This is a genomic window from Dyadobacter sp. CY345 (genome assembly GCF_021502725.1).
Lineage (GTDB): Bacteria > Bacteroidota > Bacteroidia > Cytophagales > Spirosomataceae > Dyadobacter.
Map to the genome: position 1 here is coordinate 2,155,405 of NZ_JAKFFS010000001.1, position 24,702 is coordinate 2,180,106.

Genomic DNA, 24,702 nt, shown 5'->3' on the forward strand with positions numbered 1-24,702 from the left:
ATAACAAAAAAAACCGGAGCAAGCTCCGGTTATATCAACGTTGAGTAAAGAATTGATGTTATTACTATTTGAAAATTATTCTACGTTACGTCCGTTTTTATCGAGTTTTACACGGGCGGCTTCCTTACCTTTTTTGACCGATAAGTCATAATATTGCGTCTTATCGTCAGCGGTTACCAGAAATGCTTCAACAACTGTCCATCCCGCAAATGCTTCGCTGCTTATGGTCTCTTTGACTGCGGCGGGAAGATCCTCTGGTTTTACTGAAACCTTGTCTTGGTTAATATTAATTTCTGCCTTCGTTTTTAGAACTGGATTAGCCTGAACAGAGGCAAAAGATATAAGTGTTAAGGCCACGGCCGACATTATTAACTTTTTCATAATCTGTGTTTATTTTATTAAATCAGTATTACTGTGCCCTTGCACGTTGTGAAGTCTTGTAATAGTATTATGCCTGTCGATTCAATGTGCTGATAACTAATAACTTGTAATTATAAATATAGCTGAAAGGTGTTTACTAGATACCCCAGGTTGTTGAATATCTCGCCATTGAATTGATTGGTACACGGAATTGGAATATGAATTTATTTATTGAAATTAGCTTTTAATGAAGCCACACATTTTTCACACTACTATGAGATCAGGACCACTACTCAAACTTCTTCTGTTTTGCCTTACCATATCTTTTTCTGCACGTGCCCAGAAGCCGGAGCCGCAAGAGCTTATTTTGAAAAACGGCTCATTTGCTCCGTCGAATAATATAGATCCGGCCAGCCTTCGCGCGCTAACCAGAAAGCTGGTCCCGTTCAAAAAAAAGGTATTTGTTATCATTCAGTTTGACCAAATTCCGTCAGCATCACAGCGTGAGCAATTGCAAAAAGATGGGATAGAATTATTGGATTATGTTCCCAACAACGCATATACAGCAACTGTCGCCGGTTCACTAGATGATAAAGTTTTGAGAAAATCAGGCGCACGATCCGTTATTTCTCCAACACCAAAACAAAAATTGCAGGTTTCTCTGGCGAACGGTACTGTCCCTGAGCATGCAAAAAGCATTGACGGTTTTATCGACGTGTGGGTCAGTTTTCTAAAATCTTTTACAGCTGACGAAATTATTGGGGCTTTGAAAGAGGGCGGTTATCAGATTACTTCGGATGTGTATAAAAGTTATCAGGTACTGGAAATCCGACTCACTGAAAAGCGGTTGATGGAATTGGCCGCATTACCGTATATACAATACATCCAGGCGAAACCAAAGGAGGACAAACCCGTTAACAATCATAGCATTGTTAACGGGCGGGCAAATGTATTGGGCTCGTCCATTGGCGAAAGCCGGAATTTACATGGGGAAGGAGTGGTGGTCGGTGTGGGAGACAACGCTGACCCGATGCAGCATATCGATTTAACAAATCGGATCATCAATAGGATGGCATTAGACTCGGGTGCCCACGGCGTTCACGTGATGGGGACACTGGGCGGGGCCGGAATTGTGACTGAGAAATACGCAGGTTACGCGCCAAAAGTAAAAATGATTGCGCAGTTATATTCCAATATTCTGGCTTATGCGCCGACCTATGTCCAGGATTTTGGTATGGTCATTACAAATAATTCGTATGGGAATGACGTATCGAATTGTTCGACCTTCGGCGACTACGATCTCACCTCAAATATCCTTGATCAGCAGGCATTTCAAATGCCATACTTACAACACGTCTTTGCTGCCGGAAATAGCGGAGCGACTAACTGTGCGCCTTTCACGAATGGTTTTGGAAATGTAGTAGGAGGATATCAGGCGGCTAAAAATGTAATTACGGTTGGAAATACTACGGCAGAAGCCATTGTTAATTTTAATTCAAGTAAAGGACCTGTGTCGGATGGAAGGACCAAACCGGAAATTTCTGCCCAGGGAACTCAGGTCGTTTCGTCTTATGCAGTAAATAATGGTTACATCAATTCTACTGGCACCAGTATGGCTGCTCCCGCGGTTTCTGGCGGGTTGGCGTTGTTATATCAGCAATACCGTAAACTGCATAATCAGGAGAATCCAAAGAATGGTTTAATGAAAGCGTTGATTTGCAATGGAAGTATAGATAAGGGAAACGCAGGTCCGGATTATCAGTTTGGCTTTGGCTGGATGAATCTTTTGCGTTCCGTTAAAATGCTGGAAAGTAATAGTTATAGAAACGCAACGGTTGCGAATTCAGCTGTAAATTCTTTCGATATTGTTATTCCTGCAAATACCGCGCAGGTAAAAGTGATGCTCTACTGGAACGATCCTGCGGCCTCTATTTTGGCTGCAAAAACACTGGTAAACGATCTGGATCTGACCGTTGAGAATTCTTCGGTCGTGACGTTACCAAAATTATTGGATCCAAATCCTGCAAATGTAAACGTTCCGGCCACGACGGGAGCTGACCATATCAACAATATGGAGCAGGTAATCATCAATAATCCAGGTGCCGGTACTTATAAAATTAACGTAAACGGTACGGCCATCACGCAAGGTGCGAATCAGGAATATTTCGTGGTTTATGATATTGTTCCTGCTTCAACAACGTTGACTTATCCGATTGGAAAGGAGCGTCTGGCACCTGGCGACGTCGTGTATATCAGTTGGGACGCATTCGGTAATACATCCAACGAATTCAGGGTACAGTATTCCAAAGACGATGGGGTGACCTGGAATAATATTGCAGGAAATTCGCTCAGTACTAATTCTCTAATAGCCTGGTCCGTTCCTGACGATGTGACAGACAAGGCCAGGATCAAAATTATGAATACGGCCACAGGTGCAGAAACGATAAGTGAAGCCTTTACTATCGTTCGGCCGCCATCAATTCGACTCTCGAATGTTCAATGCGAAGGTTATATTGCTTTGGAATGGGATGCCGTTCCGGCTGCCACCGATTATGAAGTGATGATATTGCAAGGTGATGAGATGGTTTCAGCAGGAGTTACTTCCAATTTAAATTACACATTTAACGGATTATCAAAAGATGATACCTACTGGTTTTCTGTAAGGGCCAGAGTAAATGGAAACCCCGGACCAAGAGCAAATGCGTTGTCACGAAAGCCAGACGCTGGTACCTGCGCAGGAGCGATTTCCGATAACGATCTAATAATAGAAAGTATCGTGTCGCCTGCTTCATCCGGGAGGCAGTTTACGCCGACAATGTTTTCTCCAAATACTCCGATTACCATTCGAATAAAAAATCTTGATGACCAGGTTTCTTCCGGCAATGTGGCACTGAGTTATGCCGTAAATAACGGTGTCGTAAATAGTTTTACCGTTCCTCTGTCAATAAATGGTGGGGCGACCTTGGATTACACTTTTCCCGTCCAGGAAAATTTTTCTGCATTAGGTATTTATTCTGTTTCGGCAGCGGTAAGTAAAGCGGGTGATCCGGTAACTTCAAATAATTCCGTTACAAAAATCTTCAAACAGCTTCCTAACGCAGCTTTGGCCTTGCCATTTATTGACAATGTTGAATCCGTACCAATTCAAACTCAAATTGTTGATGTGACGGGACTGGAAGGAGCTGACCGATATGATTTGACAAATACTACCACGGCAGGACGCTTACGAACTTTTGTTAATTCGGGTATGGCATTTTCCGGAAATAAAGTTTACAATTTAGATGTTGATCGCTACTTTCCAGCCGGCAACAGTAATTTCCTGGATGGTACTTTCAACTTATCAAACTACAATTTAACAAACGATGTGCGACTTTATTTTCGATATAAAAACCACGGCCAGACAGCTCATCCGGATAATAGTGTTTGGGCAAGAGGGAGTTATAACGATCCTTGGATACCGATTTACGATTTGGATGCTGAGCAAAATCCTGCGGATAGGCCGTATAAACTTTCGAAAAGCATAGAGTTAAGGAATTTTCTTCTGGAGAACAATCAGAACTTTTCAACAAGTACGCAGATCAGATGGGGACAACATGGAACAAGAATAACCGCAGATCCTACCAGCGGAGCAGGATATTCCTTTGATGACATAACCCTGAAAGTTGAGACAGACGATGTTCAGCTTTTAAGTCTGAATAGTATCACTGAAAATAGCTGCGGTCTCGGTGCGCAACATCCGGTAACTGTCACCATTCGTAATAGTGCTGATAACGCAGTCAATAATGTTTCTGTATCATATAAACTAGGGAACGGCCAGGAAGTGGTTGAAACAATTCCGACAATTGGTGGTAAGCAAACGATCCAATATACTTTCACGACAAAATTGAATTTGTCTGCTCAGGGGCGATATGCTGTAAAGGTAGCTGTAAGTTTGCCAACTGATACCTATCTGGAAAACAACGTTCTGAACCTTTCGTTTTATAACAATGCCTTGATTTCAGCCTTTCCATATCTCGAAAACTTCGAGACGAATAACGGGAACTGGCATAGCTCCGGCACAAATAATTCCTGGGCTTATGGCACACCCGCCTCAACGAAGATCAACAGAGCTGCCAGCGGTTCGAAAGCCTGGAAAACAAATTTGACAGGCAATTATAATAATCAAGAAACATCTTATTTGTATTCTCCCTGTTTCGATATTACGGGTATGGCAAACCCGACACTTAGTTTAAGCCTGGCGCTTGACATTGAATTCTGCGGCCAGGAAGACTGTGATCTGGCGTTTTTGGAATATTCAATCGATGGAAATACCTGGATTCGGTTAGGTGCGAAAGGGCAGGGAACGAACTGGTACAATAAGGTGGCCACCGACCAGGAAGCTTGGAGTATCGAAAATTATACGCGCTGGCACGTTGGTACGATTACTCTGCCTGTAACAAATGGAAACATTCGTCTCAGGGTGGTTATGAAGGCAGATCCTGGAACCACACGCGAAGGAATTGCGATTGACGATGTGCATATATACGACAGCAACGCAGGCATTTATGACGAGGGAACAACCTTATCTGCCGTCTCTCAGCAACCTGCAAATGCTTCCGGCTGGATCGACTTCAAACAAAACGGAAAACTCGTCGCATCAATAAATCCGAATGGGCAGCAGATTGGTAACACCGGCGTTCAGGCATTCATTAACCCAGGTGCAGTGCGCAACAATGGCAGCCAATACTATCTGGACAGAAATGTGACGATCAAACCTGCCAACAATAGTTTGAGTGCCGACGCGACTGTTCGTATTTATTTCCTGGATTCGGAAATTGAGAAGTTGATCAATGCTGGGGGCTGCACAAATTGTACTAAAATTTCGACCGCCTATGAGGCTGGTATTTCCAAGTACACAGACGCGGATAAGAGTAAAGAGGATGGAGACATCAGCAACAACTCATCAGGTATCTGGTCATTCATCGCTCCGGCCAGTACTGTAAAAGTCCCTTACGACAACGGATATTATGCAGAAATCAAAGTTAGGAACTTTTCCGAATTCTGGATAAATAACGGTGGAAACGACGATAATAATCCGCTTCCTGTTGAACTTATCAGTTTTAATGTCAGCAAAGATCCGGCTCTTGAAAACCCTGATAAGGTGCTTGTTCATTGGGAGACTTCATCTGAGATGAATTCAGATCATTTCGAAATTCAGCGGGCTGATGGAGATGACGCATTTAAAATCGGCCGCTTCAAAAAAATAGGAGAGGTCCGTGCATTTGGCAATTCTATTTCCACCAAAGTTTATAGTTATGTAGATAATCAGGCTGACAAATCCGGGAATTACTACTACCGCTTGAAGATGATCGATGCGGACGAAAGTTTTGAATACTCTGCGGTAAAGTCAATCAGCTTCGACGCGATTGCTGATTGGCGGGCATATCCAAATCCGACCCGCGGGAATTTTGACATACAATTCCAGGCAAGCGCGGGCTCCACTGTGTATTTCAAAGTGTTGGATTTGAAAGGAAATAGAATCTATCAAAAGACATTAATTGGCAACGGAACACGACAAATACTTTCAGTGGACTTGACAGATTCCAAGTATGCATCAGGTTTGTATGTTGTCGAAGTAACTTCTCAGGAACAAAAGAAAGTTTTCAGAGTTATAAAATTGTAATTTTTAAATATTTGTCATTCAATGATTTAATCTGAAAAGGGAATATTTCAGTCGCTGAAATATTCCCTTTTCAGATTAAAAGAATATTAGAAGGACAAAAAAAACCTCAGTTTCTCAACAAAACGCCATTTCTTCGCGTATCGAGTAAAAACAGTAGAGATAATAAAATCAACAGAGTTTATGAAAAAGTTATTTGGCCTCTCCACGCTGCTATTATTAAGTTTCTTCTTTTCCGGAACTGCATCAGCACAAAAATCCCTTACGTTACTCGGTACTTACGGAATCACAAACCAGAGCGATGATTCCGATGGTGCTTATGGTTTCGGAGCGCAGTACCGCTATTTTGTGAAACCCAATATGGCAATCGGTTTGTCAGCCAAATATATTACAGAAGATATAAATCGCGAGCTTTCTTTAAAAACGATCAGAGGTAGGGCAACGAATATTCCTGTTAATTTAATGGGAGAATATTATTTTGGAAGCAGAGGAATAAAACCCTATGTAGGTCTTGAAGTGGGTTTGAATATTCAAAAAATCGAAGGTTTTAATATTATCGTTGATAAATCTACAATCAGACCGGGTGTTTCCCCTAAGGTTGGAATTATTTTGCCAATGGGAAGACGTTTACAATTTATGGTTGAAGGTTCTTATGATGTTGTTATCGGCTCGGCAAACTCAGTGAATGTAGATGCTACTAAAATCGGGAATGAGCTTTATTCAGTAAAAAACAGCAATCAGTCGATTACCGTTACAGGTGGTATCCGTTATATTTTTGGTAAAATGGAAAAGAAAGTAAAACCTGTTCCGGAGCCTTAATTTTATAATTGTTTCTTATAAAAACCGGCAGCAAGATCTTTACAAGATCAGCTGCCGGTTTTTATTTGCGATTTCTTTCGTTAATTGCGCACCAGGTTCTTAATTTAAATTCCGCATGTCAGAAAAATCCAATCTATTACTTTCTATTCGCCCCGTTGTTAAAACTGAACCCGCAATAAATCCGGCAGAGCATTTCCAGAATTTGACACTCCGTCCTATTTTGAGGTTCCAGAATGATACTTTGATCCGCATTTTCAGAAAATATGTGGTCGAACGAAAAAACACATTCAACACATTGACAGAAGCTGATAAGAAAATATATATCACCAACGCGTTAAGGCAAGATGTAAAACTCCATTCGCTTCTAAAAGGTGTCATTATCGGTCATTTTACCGAAGAGGAATGGCAGGTTTATCTGACGGAAGAAACAGATATTAACCGACGTTTATCCAACCTGATTTCACAGCGGCTTTTGAGCAATTTAGCAGATATTTAATCCGCTATTGCTGGATTGAAAACGTGCAGTTGCATACCAACTGACTATTATAGTCTGATAATGGATACTGACCTTGTCATATTATTTCGATAGGGATTAAAATTTTAATAAAATAATAATATAAGATATCTCAAACTTATTTGACTCAGAACCAAGCATAAAATAAGGAAGTGATTTTCTCTTCTTTATTTTAATTTCCATTTAATACCCTGTTTATCTGTTAGTTGAATCCAATTTAATGCAACCATTACGAAACGATTTCAATAATTTTCGGACGACTTTTTTTTCATCAATATTTAAATTGTGACAAAAGAAACGCATAATTAACTGGGCGAGAAAATCATTCAAAAACTAGATTGGTTGTTATGGAAACTATTTTTAAATTTCCCTAGTTTTTATTTAGTCTAAGAACTGTAAAGCCCTAACTATGATATGAGTACCGTACAGATTAAACGAATTTATGACCCAAAAGATGAAGCGGACGGCTTCAGAATTCTTGTGGATCGTTTATGGCCTCGCGGGTTGAAGAGAGAAGAGGCAAATGTTGATGAGTGGTTGAAAGGTGTAGCTCCATCGGCCGATTTGAGAAAATGGTTTAATCACGACCCTGAAAAATGGGAGGAATTCAGGCAGGATTATACCTTCGAATTGCGGCATTGCATGTCGTCTGTGCATGACCTTGTTGACAGGATAAAAAAACATAAAACGGTTACGTTGCTTTATGCATCTGACGATGAAAAGCATAATCATGTCGTTGTTTTAGCTAAGTTTATCAATAATTTGATGCAGTCAAATTAATGTCCTGATAGCGTGTTTCTGATTTCCTGCTCGGTGCCGTGAACGAAATGTTTATCGCCATTATTCAGGATAATAAGGCTGAATCTGAAATCTGCATCCGGCACAATTTCCTGAATATCAGACTGGTTAATGGCTATTTCGGAATTTTCGTCTTCTTTTAATTTGAACTTTGCCGCTTTATTCATCTGTGAGTTTAAAATATTTTTTGGATTTGAATAAAAAACACCGGAAAAGCCGTCCGGTGTTTTTTAGTGATGTTATTGTATGTGGGCGCGCAGCATCCACGCTATCTTTTCATGTTGTTCCATTAATTGCGTAACATAATCACTGGTTCCGGCATCCTTATGCTGATCAGCAAATGTGTTGATATTCCCACGGATGAACTCAATAATACTTTCATGATCCTGAAGCAAATATTTAATCAGGCTCAAACTATCATTTCCACCTTCATACTGCTCGGTAAGGTGACTAAGCTGCAAATAATTTTTGAGTTTAGCCGGAGCAAAATGTCCAAGCTGACGAATTCTTTCGGCTACGCTGTCAAGAATTTCTGCGGATTGTCCATACAAATCTTCAAAGTAAACGTGTACCGAATGGAAATCAGGGCCGACAAGGTTCCAGTGTGCATTTAGCGTTTTAGTATATAGGATAAATTCGTCTGCCAGTAATATAGCAAGTTGGTCAGCGACGATTTTCCTGTTTTCATCTGATATTCCGATTCCTGGTTTCATTGGTAAGATTTTTTAAGTTTAATAAGTCAGTGTAAAAAAGTAACTCTAATTGACATGTTTAGGCTCGCTAAATTACAAAGCTAAAAAGCACTATAATTGTACCAACCGAGGTTATTAATGTATATTTTACTTTAAATTAATCACTTTTTAATTTTCATTTCAACAGGGTCCCATTGAATAATTTTTTTCTTGAAGTAACTGTCGTTGCAGGCCAAAACCGGGGCGGCTGCACGGAAGCCAAAAACAGGATCTTCAACGGTTCCCAAAGTGCCTTTTCTCACATTTTCAAAGAAATCACGGAAATGATTTGCGTGCGCATCATCTTCTTTCGGCGCATCAAAGCGGATTTCTTTCACAGGGTCTGCTTTTCTGGTATCGGCGGGATATCTGGCGTTATACTGCTTCTCAAATTCTTTTTGCTCGCTAGCAGAAAAAGTCCCGAAACTGTCATATCCACCATAACCCGGCGCTTTTGGCAGTTTCTTTTTGGTGAGGATCAGATTGTTTTCTGTGAATTCAATCTGGCCTTCCGTGCCGATAATCCGAGTGTTATTGGCGACAGCGCCAGCATTTGCAAAGTTTACCCGCAGAACCATTTGAAAATTTGAATGAAGATCAGTTTTTGGATATTCCAAAATGGAAACAAGAACATCGGGTACATCACGTCCGTCTTTCCAGTAACTCAATTCTCCTGATGAAAAAATTCGTTCTGGTCCCATAGAGTTGGTTACAAAGTGAACGCCGGTGATCAGGTGAACGAATAAGTCACCTGCGACACCCGTTCCGTAATCTTTATAATTTCTCCATCGGAAAAAGCGTTTGGCATCAAAAGCAGTTTTCGGTGCATCTCCTAAAAACGTATCCCAGTCCAGCGTTGTCAGCGAGGCGTCAGTTGGAATAGAGTAATTCCATGCACCAAGCGAATTGAAGCGGTCATTGTTAGATTCTACAAAATTGATATCACCGATTTCCCCTGCCTGAAAAAGTCTTTTCGCTTCTTTGAAAGAAGCTGAACTGATCCGTTGGCTTCCAATCTGCATAGTTTTTCCCGATTTCTTCCAGGCATCAATGACTGATTTCCCCTCGTCAATGTGTTGAACCATCGGTTTCTCACAATACACATGTTTGCCAGCTTGCAAAGCCGCTTTGGTGATATGGTCATGCCAGTGATCGGGCGTTACGACAAGCACGGCATCGATATCTTTTCTTTCCAGAATCTTTCGATAATCACGGGTTGTAAAAATATCTTTTCCATAGGTTTCCTTGACATGCGTCAGACGGCCATCATACAGGTCTGCCGCAGCAACAAATTCAGCGTCAGGTGCGCCCCGAAGAGCTGCTTTGGTGTCCTGATTTCCCTGAATACCCATTCCGATTGTTGCAAAACGGATTTTGTCGTTTGGACTGATTTTCCTCAGATCACGAATGATATTAAATGGCTTGGCAACGCTTCCTGTTGCAATTAATGCCGAAGCGGCTGTCACGCTTTTGATAAAATGACGGCGGTTACTACTCATGGGTTTAGTGTTATACGTTTGGGGATATTCAATTCCCTAAAATAAGTAATAAAAACAGGATGTAATTACGCTCATGACAATTATTCAATAATCACGTAAAAAAGTATAGCCTGACCAGGCACTAAAATTTTGTGTCAAATAGTATCAACTCGTACATTTAAAATTTAAAAGTATCCAACAAATGCAAAGGAAATTAATTAACGATGAGCTGATAAAGCTTATCAAAATTGGGAATGCCCATGTTTCGCTGGACGATGCGGTGGCAGATTTATCGCCTGAACTGCGCACGGTTGTACCTGCAAATCTTCCTTATAGTATCTGGCAGCTGCTCGATCACATAAGAATCACGCAGTGGGATATCGTTGAATTCTGTTTGTCTGAAAATCATAAGTCGCCGAAATGGCCGGATGATTATTGGTCAAAAAATCCGGATAAGGTCTCAGATACGACTTGGGAAGACTGTATAGAACAGATTCACCAGGACCGGGAAAGGTTTTTCGATTTATTGGAAAATGATGAAATTGATCTTTTAGCGCCTTTTCCTTATGGCGAGGGTCAGAATATTTTCAGAGAAGCGCTTCTGATCGCTGACCATACATCGTATCATTTAGGGGAAATTCTGGTTTTACGAAGGCTTTGGAAAGATTGGGACTAAATAAAAAAGCACTTCCAACGAGTGGTTATGAGTGATGCGATGCTTCCAGTTTTTGGATGGCTTTTTCAAGATTGATTCCCTTGCCAAGAACACCTTTGAAAAGATCTCCTTTTTTCTCAATTCTTTCGAGCGTGTTTTTTATTGTAAAATCATGGAAATCCAGCCCACGTTTCACTTCATCCCATTCCAACGGGGTGGAGACAGTTGCGCCTGGTTTCGGGCGAACGCTGTAGGCGCAGGCCAATGTTTGCCCGATACGATTTTGAAGATAGTCAACGTAAATCTGGTTTTTCTTACGTTTTGATAGCGATCTTTCAAGTGTCGTAATATCCGGCAATTTTTCATTAACCATGATCGCAATGATATTTGCAAACTCTTTGGCTTCGTCGTAGGTATGTTTTTTATTAAAAGGCACATAAACGTGCAGTCCGGAAGAACCGGAAGTTTTGCAGTATCCAACAATACCAGCCTGGTCCAGAATTTCCTTGGTTGCGAGCGCCACGTCGATGACATCGTCAAAAGTATTTTTATCTGACGGGTCAATATCAATAACGATATAATCCGGATTGTCGAGATTTTCAACCGTCGAATTCCACGGATTCATTTCGATACAACCCAGATTCGCAGTGTACAGCAAACTTTTTTTATCATTACAAACCAGGTAATCAATCATTTTATCATTCGATTCGGAATGAATTTCTGCCGTTGTTACCCAGTCCGGCGCATTATCTCCCGCATCTTTATGGAAAAATGCCTGTCCGTTGATTCCATTCGGATTTCTCTTCAACGAAAGCGGCCTGCCTTTTAGGTACGGAAGAATATATTTGGAAACTGAGTCATAATATTCAATCAGGTCGCCTTTCGTAATTTTCTCGTCGGGCCAATAAATTTTGTCCAGATTTGTCAATTCAAGCTTTGCCTTCGATTTGGAAGCTTTTTTGACGTTGGCGGTATGTACTTTATCTGCTGTTTCCGGCTCTGATTTTTCTGCCTTGCCCTGCGTCTTTTTGCTTTTTTCCTTCTTTGAATCGAACGGTTCCAAGGATTTTACCTTCTTGATATCATATTTTTTATCAATAGAAAACTCATCCTTGTGTTTGATCAGAAGCCAGTTTTTTTCGCCGTTTTTCATACGGACTAGCACAAAACCGCCTTCGACATTCTGGCCTTTTAAAAATACTTTCAACTCACCTTTTTCCAATGCTTTCAAGGCCTCCTTTTCCGTGATTTTTTCAAGATCCTCATTCACCGGAAAAAACGCGCCATGATCCCAAACATCGACCGTCCCGGCACCATAGTTTCCATCTGGTATTGTTCCGAAAAAGTTGATGTAATTCACAGGATGATCTTCCACTTCCACAGCAAGCCTTTTATCCTCCGGATTCATGGAAGGACCTTTCGGAACCGCCCAACTTTTCAAAACGCCGCCAAGTTCCAGCCGGAAGTCGTAATGAAGTCGCGTGCCTTCATGTCGCTGGATCACAAATCGAAAAAGGCTTTCTTTTTCATCATGTGCCTCAGGCTCGGGCGTCTCCTTAAAATTTCGCTTTTTCTTATAATTGGTAAGTGACATCAGGATGCTTTTCTTTTACTGTTTTCGAGACTTTCTTTCAGTTGTGCCATCAAATCCTTACTGCGCGAATGAACCACCTTCATAGTTGAAGCCGCAGGTTTTTTGCCCTTCGATTTTGCTTTTATCAATGACAAAAGCTTTTCTGTATAGGTATCTTTATATTTGCTTATATCAAAATCGGTGGTCAATTGTTCGATCAGGTGAACGGCCATTTTCATTTCCGCGGGTTTAACCTTTACCTCGGGAATATTAAGCTCATCAGTTTCTTTTATCTCAGCATGAAACCTAATTTTGTTTAAAACCAGAACGTCACCAATTGGCTTGATTATTACCAGACTTTCCCGGTTTCGCAGCACATAACTACCTAAACCGACCATTCCGGTTTTGGCGAGGGCCTCACGCAGTAATGCATACGCTCTTATCCCAGATTTTTCAGGTTGCAGATAATAAGGCGTCTCATAATAAATGCTGTCGATTTCCTTTTCATTTACAAATTCAGCGATCTCAATAATCTTGCTCTGCTCAGGACTGGCTTTTTCAAAATCTTCATCGTCAAGCACCACGTACTGATCGTCTACTTTATAACCTTTCACGATATTTTCCCAGAGAACTTCCTTTCCAGTATTGGCATTGACTCGTTGGAATTTAATATTTGCCTTGTCCTTTTTGTCAAGCATGTCGAGATCGAGCTCACTATTCTGAACTGCACTGAATATTTTAATCGGAATATTTACGAGGCCAAATCCAATTGCCCCTGTCCATATCGCTCGCATAAGTTTTCATGGTTTGTTAGTGAAATTATTCCTGAAAAATCTATGCCGTAATTTATTTGTTGACTGACAGACGTTTACAGCTTCGATCGGGGAAAAATATGGACAGAAAATTTTTGTATATCCAATCAGTATGACATCCAAATAGCCAGATAATTTGGCATTTATTGACAGAGAATCAAGGGAAATGCGTTTTTTGGTAAAATTAATAGTTCTGAAATCTGAATATTCTTGACATTTTCTTGTTGCTTTAAGAGAGCGGTTACTATCCTGCATTTTTCCAGTCTAACCACGAGAGAACGCGATTTTGAATTATTTAAATTGAAAAAAGTAAAATGAAAAGTAAGTATTTGGCCATCGTAATTTTGGCGGGTTTATCAGCAAGTGCATTGATGGAATCCTGTGCAACAAGTAAAGAATATTCGGCATCCGGAACGGTTCAAGCGATTGAATTTGGCAAGGATGGTTATACGGCCAGTTTGAAAGATAAGGATGAAAATGATTTCGATGCGCTGATCAGCGTAGTCCGGATGCAAAAAGATTATAAGGTACTGAAAGTAGGGGATAAGATAGAATTATCCGGCGATACTATTCATCTGGACAATAAGACCAGAATTTTGGTGAAGAAAATTAAATGATTTGAAAGGAAAGTGCCCTGATCAATTCCGGGCATTTTTCTTATTACTTATTCTTTGGTATAGACCGGAAGAATAATATATTTTGAACCATTGTAATCATATTCACTCATCAGCCGCTCAATCACTTTTTCGGCATGGCGTTCGGAAAGGAACTCAGTATACCATTTTCCGATTTCATTTTGTGCACTGACCGGATGCGGCAATATCCCTTTTTCAGGATCAAGAATAAATATGCTGAAAGTTTTTTCCATAATTTTTTAGGGCGCATCAGGTGGTTCAAATGGGTAGATTACCACTCCGACAAATAATTGTTATTTTTTGCCTCGCTCCGTTTTGTATTTTCAAAAGCGATCTTTATTGTTTCAATTATCTGGTCAAGGTCGGAATATGCTTCTTCAACGGAGGGGAATTCGTTCTCATGGACAAACAACACATTACTTTCCCTTTCAGTATACTCACCTAATAAAATTATCTTTCCGATATAACCTTCATTAATTTTTTCGACTGAGGTGATAATAGCTTCCGGCTTTGAAGCGATTATGGCCAGATCGTCGTAATCAATCCGAAAAATATCAAAATAATTCATGAGTTTGTGAGTAGAATAATTTGAATCAAAGGTAGAGAATTTACCCAATTTCTACTCACAAACTGTTGGTAAGATGTTTTATGCCGATTTCTCGACATTGTTAATAGGTTTCAAATTTTCCCAAAACTCAATTTGAACATCATAAGCTTCTTCCGGAGTAACATAGTCAATATACTTCTCCTCCCGACCCTGGTTTTTTGCCCTGACAACCGGATCAACCCAGCCATCCAGTTCGTATGTTTCTGCACGATAGTCCCAGTTTGTTTCATCCTGGCTCACATTCGCTGTTACAATCACTTTTACTTTACCTCCCATCGGACGATGAAGGATTTTTTCATAGCTTATTTCCATGGTTTGATAGTTTAATTTGTAGCGTCATCGCGTTTAAGTCGCTTAATTTGACTTTCAATTATACCTATAAATTCAATGCCAACCAGGTCATATAGCAAGAAAAGTCCGATCTCATGCCAACATGCGGAAAAAATTAAATATTTTGAATATTCTTTTGAGAGAAGTAGAAAAACTTGGTTTTTAGCCAATTTAAAAAATAAAATATTTATATTGCGGCATAATTAATAAAATCCGAGTCCACAATTATGAGGAAATCTGTATTTAACGACATCTATACATACACTAAAAAGAATGGTGATAGAGTTTTCATGATCTCTATGTTGACGGTGGTTATGATTGTCGTTTTGGCTTTTAAGAAGCCAGAGCAGCGTAATTCAGGTGAAGACAGAAACTTCTCTAATGTTGAATTAAAAAAGGACAAGATCAATTATAATATCTTGTTGAGATAACCCTTCCAAAAATTTCCGAAAATACTTCCGAATAGTTTCTTCTTGCCGCACGAAGTTTCGACGCTTATTCCTTCCATAACTGAGACAGTGTATTAATGCGCATCGATTCTTGCTTTTTGCAAAGTCATTGTAGCTATTCTATAATTTTATGGCACAATATTTGAACCATAAAAATTATTGAAATAAACCAAACCGAAAGATTTGTTATGGAAAACAACACCACCGCCAACGAGCCTGATTCTTCACATAGGGTGACCGACATGTCCACTTTATCACAAGTATTGGAAAGATTAAGATTAAGGAAAATCGATAATGAATATAAGTGGACCGAAGAAGGTTTTAACGCCGGAAAGGGTAAAAACTACGATCCGGAAGATTTGACCATTATCAAGACATATCGTTTTGAAGGAGAGTCAGATCCCGCCGATACTTCAATTTTATATATTATTGAGGCAAAAGATGGAATGACTGGGTACAGTATGGATAGATACGGCGTGTATAGCGATCATGATGACGAAGAAGGATATGATAATTTCATCAGAAAAATTCCTATTTCGGATCGGGATGAACAGCTGATCTTCGAAGTTTAGGCAAGCTAATTGTTTTAAAAACCTTCATAAAAATATTCAAGCGGGGAAGTGGGAAACCATTCTTCCCGCTTTCTTTTTTTTTCTCTGTTAAAATCTCTACACTTTTATCTGAGTTAATTACGGCAATTTTAATTTTAACTGAAATTGCAGTATTTTTACCGAACAGTCGGTAAAGTGAAAAGATATGCCAGTAATCAAAGTTGTTCCTGAGGATGTGGATAGAAAACTTACAGAAGTTTTCACGCAATATGGTTATGACGGCGCATCAATGGAACTGTTATCAAAGGCGACAGGCTTGAAAAAGGCGAGTTTGTATCATCGATTTCCCGGCGGTAAAAAGGATATGGCTGCTCATGTTTTGAAAAACACAGAAACGTGGTTTCAGGAGCAGGTCGGGAGTTTGCTTCATGATCAGGATCGTGAAATAGGAGAGCGGCTATCGGAAGCGATTGGAAAAATAAGTCTTTTATTTGAAGATGGCGCCCGCAACTGTTCGTTAAGAATGTTGTCTGCTTGCAGCGAGGCCGCCTATTTCCAGGAAATCATTGCGAGTTGTTTTAAAATTCTGCGCGATGGTTTTTCTTTCGTTGCAAGGGAAAGCGGTCTGTCTGAAAGAGAAGCAAATGAAAGATCAATGCAGGCGATTATAAATATTCAGGGCTCCCTGGTGTTATCCCGCGCGATGGGTGATAATGATATCTTCAAAACGAGTATTTCAGCGATACCCCAACTTCTTGGCATTCAGAAGAAATAAAATAGAAAATAATTTTTATTTTACCGATCGTTCGGTAAATTTACAATTTCTTAGCTGTAAAAGTTTTTTTCGGGAGGTTTTAGATTAAACAAACTTTAATTTCGTCCCCTGAAATCGGCAACTAACTAAAAAGTTAATATAAAATCGAAGTCTGGAAAATGAAAATTAATAAGGAATTAAACCGTGTGGTAGTAACAGGCCTTGGTGCACTGACGCCGATCGGAAACAATGTAGATGATTTTTGGAGTTCATTGATTAATGGCGTTAGCGGTGCCGGGAATATAACAAAGTTTGACACCACACATTTCAAAACCAAATTTGCATGTGAGCTAAAAGGCATAAATGCACAGGATTTTTTTGAAAGAAATGAAGCAAGAAAATACGATCCTTTCACGCAGTATGCGTTGATCGCAGTGGACCAGGCGGTACAAAATGCCAATATAAATTTTGATAAACTCAATAAAAATAGGGTTGGTGTAATCTGGGGAAGTGGTAATGGAGGTATTCAAACCTTTCAGGAGCAGGTTATGGAATTTGCTTTGGGAAATGGTACGCCACGTTTTAATCCCTATTTTATTCCAAAAATGATTGTGGACATCGCTTCTGGCGTTATTTCGATTAAATATGGTCTTCGAGGACCAAACTTTACGACGGTATCCGCTTGTGCCAGTTCTAACACAGCGATCATTGATGCTTTTAATTACATACGTTGGGGCAAAGCGGACATGATTATCACCGGTGGGTCAGAAGCTCCCATCAATGAAACATCAATTGGCGGGTTCAACGCATCCAAAGCCTTATCCACTTACAACGAAGATCCTTCAAAAGCTTCACGTCCTTTCGATGTGAAACGGGATGGATTTGTCATGGGAGAAGGGGCCGGTGCCTTGGTGCTTGAAAGTTATGAGCACGCTGTAAAACGTGGCGCACCGATTCTCGCTGAGGTTGTGGGTGGTGGTATGGCAGCTGACGCTTATCATTTAACAGGGACACATCCGGAGGGAGAAGGCGCTTATCTTGGAATTTTGGAAGCGCTGGCTGAGGCCAATTTGCAGCCAGGTGAAATTGATTATTTGAACGTTCATGCGACTTCAACGCCAATGGGTGACGCAAGCGAATTGAAATCTGTGGAACGTGTTTTTGGTTTTAATTCCGGGCTTAACATCAGCGCGACGAAATCGATGACCGGACACTTATTGGGTGGAGCCGGAGCGATCGAGGCAATTGCATGTATCAAAGCGACCATGCACGACATCGTACCGCCAACGATCAACACAACAGAAATAGATGCCGACTTTGAGGGCAGATTTAATCTGACGTTAGGAGCCGCGCAAAACAGAAAGGTCAATTATGCGATGAGCAATACTTTTGGTTTCGGTGGACATATTGCAACAAGTGTATTTAAAAAGTTTGAAGAATAGATTGTTAGTGATTATTCATCCACAAAGTCCCCTGAACTTGTTTTGAAGTTTAGGGGCTTTTTTATAACCTATACGAGATTGAATAATGTAAAAAGTGCTGCATAGCAATAAATATAAAAAGCCTTGATATCATCAAGGCTCTTTTGCTCATTTTAACCCTCCTCTACACTTGTAAAATAAGTGGCACAAAAGTAGGAGGTGAAAATTTAATAACAAAGCAAATAATAGAATTAATATTACCTATTTGTAATATTAATTCGCAATAAATATTCGATCCTGTGAATTATCGCAACAATTTGATTTCTAAATTGTCAGGAACAGTTGCCGGAAAGCTGGATATAAGTTCCCGGTATAAGTGCTATTAAATTGTTTTGAAATTGGTACGATTTTAATAAAACATAAAAGAAAATTTAATATTCAACGTTTAAAGGCTGTATAGCAAGATTATTACACGGGTTAAACCTAAAAAACAATATAGTATGTTCGTGCCAAAATTTATGAAGGACGATTGGGTCAGGAGGAAAGGTAGTTCGCAACTAATGCAAATCGATGAATATCAGACAGAGCTGGTTGTAGAAGTATTAGCGGGAAGAAAATCGGCTGAACATATTCACAGGCAGTACAATGGGAAAGTCTGGTGTACGTGGATCAATGAAAATGAGCATGTCGTGTCAGAGCCATTTCCTGAATCAGAATTGGAAGTTGCCAAACAGTAGGATTGGTCGTCTCAGAAATTGTAGGACCTGGCAAGTATAATGATTTTTATAAATACTTTAATATACTGTGTTTGTAAGAGTCAAATTATCAATTCTGCGAGATATGCGTATACAGTTATCAGTTCTCAGGCTATTTATCTTGCTTGCTTCTTTTTCAGGAGGTTATGCATTGGCCCAGCCAGCGACATTGGCTACCGGTTCGGCCGCACCGGATTTTAATTTAAAAAATGTTGACGGGAAAAATTATTCCTTGAAGAGCTTCGCCGACGCCAACGTCCTGGCGATCGTGTTTACATGCAACCATTGCCCTACCGCGCAGGCATACGAAGACAGATTAATCGCTTTGACATCTGAATTTAAAGACAAAAAGGTTGCGGTCTTGGCCATATCTTCTAATGATCCCAAGGCGATCCGGCTGGATGAGTTGGGATATACAGACATGGGCGACACTTTTGATGAAATGCAGCTTCGCGCAAAGGACAAAGGTTATAACTTCCCCTATCTATATGATGGAGATGATCAGGCAACGGCTTTGGCTTACGGCCCCGTTGCGACTCCGCATATCTTTATTTTTGATAAGGAAAGAAAACTTCGGTATACAGGCAGAATTGATGATGTTGAAAAGCCTACCGGAACTCCCAAGAACAGAGATGCACACAATGCGATCCTGGAATTGATCGCCGGCAAACCTGTCACTGTTGCAACAACCAAAACTTTCGGCTGTTCAATGAAGTGGACTACGAAAGAGCATAACGTGCAGGATGAGGAAGCGGGCTGGGCAAAGGAGCCTGTAAGTTTAGAGACCATAGACGAGGCAGGTATCAAAGAATTAATTTCCAATAAATCTGATAAGCTAAGATTGATCAATGTCTGGGCGACATGGTGCGGCCCTTGCGTAACCGAATTTCCGGATTTTATGCAGATGCATCACATGTATCGAAACCGGGATTTTGAGTTTATTTCGATCAGCGCGGATACACCGGATAAGAAAGGTAAAGCTTTAAAATTTCTGCAAGGAAAAAGGGCTTCGAACAAGAACTTTATTTTTCAAAGTGAAGATAAATATAAGCTAATCGAAGCGATTGATCCGAAATGGCAGGGAGCGCTTCCTTATACAATTCTGGTGGAGCCGGGCGGCAAAATAGTATATGCACAACAAGGGCCCATCGACCCTAAAAAAATGAAAAAGATTGTAGTTGAAAATAAATATTTAGGCCGGTTTTACTGATAAAATGATTCCAAATACCAGCACAACCACGAAGTGATTTTAAAAAGCAATTTGTGGTTGTTGTTTTAGCAGCAGCAAAATTGAGCTTTCTTTTTGGCTAAATAAATTTTTAAATCTTCATGCATAGAAGGACATTTGTTAAAAGCGCAGGTATGCTCGCCGGTGCCGGTTTGGCACTTCCTGATTTAATGGGAGCGGTTGGCACATCTGTTTCAAAAAATAAATTACCCAAATGGAAGGGTTTCAATTTGCTCGATTTCTTCTCGCCAGACCCGAATTCTTCGAGAAAAAGAACAGAAGTGGAGCAATTAAAATGGATCAGTGACTGGGGATTTGACTTCATTCGCCTTCCTATGGCATATCCGTCATATCTCAAATTTGACAGAACCAAAAATATCACGCCAAAAGAAATTTATCAGATCGACGAGCAGGCGGTGGATCGAATTGACAATCTGGTTTCGCTTGCCCATAAATATAAATTACATGTCAGCCTGAACCTCCACAGGGCTCCAGGTTATTGCGTCAATGCTGGATTTAATGAGCCATATAATCTTTGGAAAGACCAGGAAGCGCTTGACGCTTTTTGTTTTCATTGGAATATGTGGGCAAAACGATATAAAAAGTATCTTCAAGGCTGATAAGTTTTGATCTGCTCAATGAGCCTAGTATGCGTGAGGACATGAACGAACAGCTTTCTAAAAGAAGCGCTGTGCCGGGTGCTGTATATAGAAAACTTGTCATTGCTGCTTCGGAAGCGATTCGGAAAGAAAATTCAGGCCACCTGATCATTGCAGACGGAAATGATGTCGGCTCCAACGTAATTCCTGAAATTACAGATTTAAACATTGGTCAAAGCTGTCGTGGATACCACCCTGGTACTATTTCACATTATAAAGCTCCTTGGGCACATAAGGATCCGGAAAATCTTCCTGAGCCTAAATGGCCGGGCCAGGTTGGGGATCAATATCTGAGCAGGGAGATGCTTGAAAAATACTATAAACCGTGGATTGATCTTGTAAAACAGGGAGTTGGGGTTCATTGCGGAGAATGTGGCTGCTGGAATAAAACCCCGCACGCAGTATTTTTGGCCTGGTTTGAAGATGTGCTTGATATTCTTTCTTCAAATGGCATCGGTTTTTCGTTATGGGAGTTCGCAGGAGATTTTGGTGTTCTTGACTCGGGCAGAACGGATGTTGTCTACGAGGATTTTCACGGCCATAAACTCGACAGAAAATTGCTTAACCTGATGTTGAAATATTGATTTATAAGCACTCACATTATTGATTTTTCAAAAGTTTAGTGAGGATTTCAACACTTTGTTCCAGCTCTTGTACTGTCGAAGAAGCGAAGCCAAATCGGGTTGCGTTTAATCTTTCCGGGAGTAAATTGCTTTCAGCTCCATCGGAAAAGTACAAACCTGTTTTCAAGGCTTTTTGAGCCAGCTTTTCGAGATCAATATTTTTATCAAACTTGGTCCATACTGCCATACCGCCATCAGGAATTTGAAACTGAACGAAATCGGATAAGTGTGAGTGTAGCAATGAACAAATAACATCCCGTCGTTGGCGGTACGTCCGAAGAGACTTTCGCAAGTGCCGTTGGATAATACCATTTTGAAGAAGCTCAGCCATAGCATTTTCGAGCATGGTGTCTCCCTGACGATCAATAATGCGGCGCAGAAGAGAGAGATGTTTGATCACGTTTTCTGGCCCTACCAGATATCCGACACGAAAGGCTGGCGAAATGGTTTTTGTGAATGAACCGCAATAGAGTACCATACCCGCCTGATCCGCTCCTGCGAGCGGAAGCAATGGCCGGCTCAGGTAGTGAAAATCGTAGTCGTAATCGTCCTCAAAAATGATGAAGCCGTACTTTTCTGACAATGCCAGTAATTGCAGACGGCGGTCAGCACGAAGGGCGACGGTGGTAGGGTAATGGTGGTGAGAAGTTACATATAACATGCGTAACTTTATTTTTTTGCAGATATCGTCAAGTGCGTCAACAATAATTCCGTGCTCGTCCACAGGGATTTGTAAAATATTTGCTCCTGCCTGCATAAAGTTCATCCTGGCGCCCGACCAGCCAAGTTCAGTAAGTGCAACATTATCGCCTGGATTTAAAAGTCCTGTACTGGATAGATACAAACCCATTACCGTCCCACGGACAATAAGAATATTTTCTGGCCCGGTCTTTAAACCGCGGGTTTCGTTGAGGTAAGTTGAAAGTTGGCGACGGAGCCAATAGCTGCCCGCGGTATCACCGTAACCTAACTTTACATAAGAATTTCCAGTGATCAGCTGGGTCCGATAAGCCCTAGAAAGTTCTTCTAGAGGAGCAATCCGCGGATCCGGGAAGCCGTCATCAAGACGTAAAGATGATGCGTTTTTCAAAACACCACGATGTAAATGAGGTTTATCTTCAAACGAAAATCCGGCGAATTTTTTTGTGTCAATTATTTTGTCTGGATTATCATTCAGCGGTTGCGGATTAATTTCCGGAAAGTGTTTGGCGACAAAAGTTCCGCTGCCGGTTTTGCTTTCGAGCCAACCTTGTGCTAATAGTTCGTCGTATGCGCGCACAACTGTTTTTCTGTGAATATTTAGTGCGTCTGCCAATTGCCGGCTACTTGGTAATTGCTGACCGGATTGCATAATTCCTTTTCTGATCAAATCGGTAAGCTGATTTGCTATTTGCAAATAGACCGGAAGCTTTTCTAATTTGTCTATAATCAGTTCAGAGGAAATTGGCTGCATCAATTGGACTATCTATTTTGTGTGAATTGGAGTCTTCTCTTGATCCAATAAACAAACAATTTTGTAAAAAAACAAACGATATGTCAGCACCACTCGAACATCTTGTCCCTAGCCGCGCCGCTAAAAAGGCCCGTTTTGATTCTGATTCAATTTATCCAATCCTGGATGAAGCGCTTTTTTGCACTATAAGTTATTCAATTGATAATCAGCCATTCTCCATTCCGACTTCCTTCGTGCGATATGAAGATAAGATTTATATACACGGTTCAGTAGGTAGTCATTTTATCAGGCAAATAGCCACAGGGATTCCCGTTTGCATCACAGTCATGCTGGTAGACGCACTCGTAGTTGCCAAGTCTGCTTTCAGCCATTCGGTGAACTATCGGTCTGTTGTAATTTTCTCCAAAGCAGAAATAATCGAGGATTATGAGCAAAAACTGGCATCCTTTGAATGGCTGACCAACAAAGTGGTACCGGATAGTTGGGAATATTTGCGGCCGGTTAAGCCAAATGAGGTTAAAAAAACAACGGCCCTGGCCTTTAAACTTGACGAATCGTCTGCGAAAGCACGAACAGGTATGCCAAACGATGAAGAAGAAGATTTGGAGCTGCCGATCTGGTCAGGACTTATTCCTTTGTCAAACAAAAGATTATCTCCAATAAGTGATTCGTTAAGTGAAAATATTTCGCTGCCAGCTCATTTACAACATTTGTAACCCTGCCCAAGATTTTGCATCCGCTCTGGAATCACAAAGTACCTTTGTGGTTTCAGAGCCTTTTTAGTTTTAGATGTTTTATCAGGATTTTAAATTTCTATCGTATTTATCTTTTATTTGTAACATTGTCGATTTAATGCAGAAAATATCACCATGGACAAATTAGAGAAAGCTTTTACCCTTTTTGACGCATATAATAAAAAATCGCCGGAAACTGTTTTTTGGGAAAATCAGGAATTTCCATCTGAATACTTTTACGCGTTAAAACTGTACGACTGGGTGAAAATACTGGAACCACAAGCGTCAGAAAGTCTGCTGCTGGCATCCCGGGCACAACATATTGGTCGCTGGGAAATTTCCCGTAAATCTTATCCAGAGGGTAGAGTTGGTTATTTAAAGTGGCGAAGTGACCTGGGTAAATTTCATGCTCAAACTGCGTCAGAGCTGTTGAAGGAAGTTGGATATGATGATGAAACCATTAAACGTGTGCGGGAAATTATCCAAAAACAACGGTTAAAAACGGACGAAGATGTTCAGACTATTGAAAATGCGCTTTGCCTGGTTTTTCTTCAGTTCCAGTTCGACGACCTGATTGAGAAGGTAAATGAAGAAAAAATGATTGATATACTTCGGAAAACATGGGGTAAAATGAGCGAGCCCGGAAGAAAGCATGCCCTGGATTTAAAATTTAGCGAAGCTGGAACCGCTTTGATTACAAAAGCTTTGCGTGATAATTGAATTTATTAATGTTGAAATAAACTAACTGTTAGTATTATTTCTATTGTACTTCTTCAAGTTTTAAATTATTGCATCTACCGTAAAATTTAATATCTAAAACGACCGCTTAGCCGCTTCGCAGGCTGGATTACCCATTTATTTACTATCAGAAAACAACTTTAAAATTCTTAAATCCTAGTCGATTTGAGAATTTAAATAAAATAATATTTAGTTTGACTTGGTGATTGTAGACATTGTTCGTAATTTTACTTTGCAAGTTATTCGACAAGTTAAATACACATACTATTTACAATAACTTCAAATCTGTGTTGTATTTAGCACTATTCATACCCGATTATTTATCACTATTCCCATATCTTGATGAGAAGGCAGATTTTAGTGCAT

General features: G+C 40.4%; 24 protein-coding genes and 1 pseudogene. 15 read left to right on the plus strand and 10 right to left on the minus strand.

Features of this window, described 5'->3' with window-relative positions; all coding sequences use genetic code 11:
* Positions 1 to 75 precede the first annotated feature (75 nt).
* Positions 76 to 381, minus strand: a complete 306-nt coding sequence (locus L0657_RS09100) for a hypothetical protein (RefSeq protein ID WP_235150271.1) — start codon at positions 379 to 381, stop codon at positions 76 to 78.
* Positions 382 to 634: 253 nt separating this feature from the next.
* On the opposite strand from L0657_RS09100, the gene L0657_RS09105 reads away from it, so the two are divergent.
* The 4 genes from L0657_RS09105 (at position 635) to L0657_RS09120 (ending at position 8,132) form a co-directional block, all read left to right on the plus strand.
* Positions 635 to 6,022 (plus strand): S8 family serine peptidase, encoded by a 5,388-nt coding sequence (locus L0657_RS09105; protein ID WP_235150272.1) that lies wholly within the window; start codon positions 635 to 637, stop codon positions 6,020 to 6,022.
* Positions 6,023 to 6,202: 180 nt separating this feature from the next.
* Complete coding sequence (locus tag L0657_RS09110; protein WP_235150273.1) at positions 6,203 to 6,838, plus strand: outer membrane beta-barrel protein; 636 nt, start codon at positions 6,203 to 6,205, stop codon at positions 6,836 to 6,838.
* Between the two features lie 115 nt (positions 6,839 to 6,953).
* Positions 6,954 to 7,334 (plus strand): glyoxalase, encoded by a 381-nt coding sequence (locus tag L0657_RS09115; protein ID WP_235150274.1) that lies wholly within the window; start codon positions 6,954 to 6,956, stop codon positions 7,332 to 7,334.
* Between the two features lie 432 nt (positions 7,335 to 7,766).
* Positions 7,767 to 8,132, plus strand: coding sequence for a DUF488 domain-containing protein (locus L0657_RS09120; RefSeq protein WP_235150275.1), 366 nt, complete (start codon positions 7,767 to 7,769; stop codon positions 8,130 to 8,132).
* Here the strand turns inward: L0657_RS09120 and L0657_RS09125 are convergent.
* The 3 genes from L0657_RS09125 to L0657_RS09135 form a co-directional block, all read right to left on the minus strand.
* A complete protein-coding gene (locus L0657_RS09125; RefSeq protein ID WP_235150276.1) occupies positions 8,129 to 8,317 on the minus strand; it encodes a hypothetical protein in 189 nt (62 codons plus the stop codon). The genes L0657_RS09120 and L0657_RS09125 overlap by 4 nt on opposite strands.
* 72 nt (positions 8,318 to 8,389) lie before the next feature.
* Positions 8,390 to 8,863: a Dps family protein gene (locus L0657_RS09130; RefSeq protein ID WP_235150277.1), complete on the minus strand. Its 474-nt coding sequence runs from the start codon at positions 8,861 to 8,863 to the stop codon at positions 8,390 to 8,392.
* A gap of 140 nt (positions 8,864 to 9,003) precedes the next feature.
* Complete coding sequence (locus L0657_RS09135) at positions 9,004 to 10,380, minus strand: Gfo/Idh/MocA family protein (RefSeq protein ID WP_235150278.1); 1,377 nt, start codon at positions 10,378 to 10,380, stop codon at positions 9,004 to 9,006.
* Positions 10,381 to 10,561: 181 nt separating this feature from the next.
* Between L0657_RS09135 and L0657_RS09140 the strand changes: the two genes are divergently transcribed.
* Positions 10,562 to 11,035: a DinB family protein gene (locus L0657_RS09140; protein ID WP_235150279.1), complete on the plus strand. Its 474-nt coding sequence runs from the start codon at positions 10,562 to 10,564 to the stop codon at positions 11,033 to 11,035.
* A 25-nt stretch (positions 11,036 to 11,060) separates the two neighbouring features.
* On the opposite strand, the gene ligD is transcribed toward L0657_RS09140, so the two are convergent.
* Both ligD and L0657_RS09150 read right to left on the minus strand, forming a co-directional pair.
* Complete coding sequence (gene ligD / locus L0657_RS09145) at positions 11,061 to 12,608, minus strand: non-homologous end-joining DNA ligase (protein ID WP_235150280.1); 1,548 nt, start codon at positions 12,606 to 12,608, stop codon at positions 11,061 to 11,063.
* Positions 12,608 to 13,381, minus strand: a complete 774-nt coding sequence (locus L0657_RS09150; protein WP_235150281.1) for a Ku protein — start codon at positions 13,379 to 13,381, stop codon at positions 12,608 to 12,610. Before L0657_RS09150 ends, ligD begins: the two co-directional genes overlap by 1 nt.
* A gap of 332 nt (positions 13,382 to 13,713) precedes the next feature.
* Here L0657_RS09150 and L0657_RS09155 point away from each other — a divergent pair, with 332 nt between their 5' ends.
* The gene (locus L0657_RS09155) at positions 13,714 to 14,016 is read left to right on the plus strand and encodes a hypothetical protein (protein WP_235150282.1); all 303 of its coding nucleotides are present in this window, start codon (positions 13,714 to 13,716) and stop codon (positions 14,014 to 14,016) included.
* 47 nt (positions 14,017 to 14,063) lie between these two features.
* On the opposite strand, the gene L0657_RS09160 is transcribed toward L0657_RS09155, so the two are convergent.
* From L0657_RS09160 to L0657_RS09170, 3 genes are all read right to left on the minus strand, one after another.
* Positions 14,064 to 14,267 carry a hypothetical protein gene (locus L0657_RS09160; protein ID WP_235150283.1) on the minus strand — a complete coding sequence of 68 codons (204 nt, stop codon included), beginning with the start codon at positions 14,265 to 14,267 and terminating at the stop codon, positions 14,064 to 14,066.
* Between the two features lie 38 nt (positions 14,268 to 14,305).
* Entirely contained in the window at positions 14,306 to 14,602 is a 297-nt protein-coding gene (locus L0657_RS09165; protein WP_235150284.1) for a hypothetical protein, read from the minus strand.
* A gap of 78 nt (positions 14,603 to 14,680) precedes the next feature.
* Complete coding sequence (locus L0657_RS09170) at positions 14,681 to 14,953, minus strand: hypothetical protein (protein ID WP_235150285.1); 273 nt, start codon at positions 14,951 to 14,953, stop codon at positions 14,681 to 14,683.
* Positions 14,954 to 15,198: 245 nt separating this feature from the next.
* On the opposite strand from L0657_RS09170, the gene L0657_RS09175 reads away from it, so the two are divergent.
* The 7 genes and pseudogenes from L0657_RS09175 to L0657_RS09205 all read left to right on the plus strand — a co-directional run bounded on the left by L0657_RS09175 (position 15,199) and on the right by L0657_RS09205 (position 21,372).
* Positions 15,199 to 15,402: a hypothetical protein gene (locus L0657_RS09175; RefSeq protein WP_235150286.1), complete on the plus strand. Its 204-nt coding sequence runs from the start codon at positions 15,199 to 15,201 to the stop codon at positions 15,400 to 15,402.
* Between the two features lie 206 nt (positions 15,403 to 15,608).
* Positions 15,609 to 15,992: a hypothetical protein gene (locus L0657_RS09180; protein ID WP_235150287.1), complete on the plus strand. Its 384-nt coding sequence runs from the start codon at positions 15,609 to 15,611 to the stop codon at positions 15,990 to 15,992.
* A 184-nt stretch (positions 15,993 to 16,176) separates the two neighbouring features.
* The gene (locus L0657_RS09185) at positions 16,177 to 16,746 is read left to right on the plus strand and encodes a TetR/AcrR family transcriptional regulator (RefSeq protein WP_235150288.1); all 570 of its coding nucleotides are present in this window, start codon (positions 16,177 to 16,179) and stop codon (positions 16,744 to 16,746) included.
* Positions 16,747 to 16,904: 158 nt separating this feature from the next.
* Entirely contained in the window at positions 16,905 to 18,167 is a 1,263-nt protein-coding gene (gene fabF / locus L0657_RS09190; protein WP_235150289.1) for a beta-ketoacyl-ACP synthase II, read from the plus strand.
* A gap of 479 nt (positions 18,168 to 18,646) precedes the next feature.
* The gene (locus L0657_RS09195) at positions 18,647 to 18,883 is read left to right on the plus strand and encodes a hypothetical protein (RefSeq protein ID WP_235150290.1); all 237 of its coding nucleotides are present in this window, start codon (positions 18,647 to 18,649) and stop codon (positions 18,881 to 18,883) included.
* A 103-nt stretch (positions 18,884 to 18,986) separates the two neighbouring features.
* On the plus strand, positions 18,987 to 20,111 hold the full coding sequence (locus L0657_RS09200) for a redoxin domain-containing protein (protein WP_235150291.1): 1,125 nt from the start codon (positions 18,987 to 18,989) through the stop codon (positions 20,109 to 20,111).
* Positions 20,112 to 20,230: 119 nt separating this feature from the next.
* Positions 20,231 to 21,372: pseudogene (locus tag L0657_RS09205) on the plus strand (glycoside hydrolase family 5 protein).
* A gap of 16 nt (positions 21,373 to 21,388) precedes the next feature.
* On the opposite strand, the gene L0657_RS09210 reads toward L0657_RS09205, so the two are convergent.
* Complete coding sequence (locus L0657_RS09210) at positions 21,389 to 22,864, minus strand: PLP-dependent aminotransferase family protein (RefSeq protein ID WP_235150292.1); 1,476 nt, start codon at positions 22,862 to 22,864, stop codon at positions 21,389 to 21,391.
* Between the two features lie 80 nt (positions 22,865 to 22,944).
* Between L0657_RS09210 and L0657_RS09215 the strand changes: the two genes are divergently transcribed.
* Entirely contained in the window at positions 22,945 to 23,580 is a 636-nt protein-coding gene (locus L0657_RS09215) for a pyridoxamine 5'-phosphate oxidase family protein (protein ID WP_235150293.1), read from the plus strand.
* A 153-nt stretch (positions 23,581 to 23,733) separates the two neighbouring features.
* Complete coding sequence (locus tag L0657_RS09220; RefSeq protein WP_235150294.1) at positions 23,734 to 24,318, plus strand: DUF4202 domain-containing protein; 585 nt, start codon at positions 23,734 to 23,736, stop codon at positions 24,316 to 24,318.
* Positions 24,319 to 24,702: the final 384 nt, after the last annotated feature.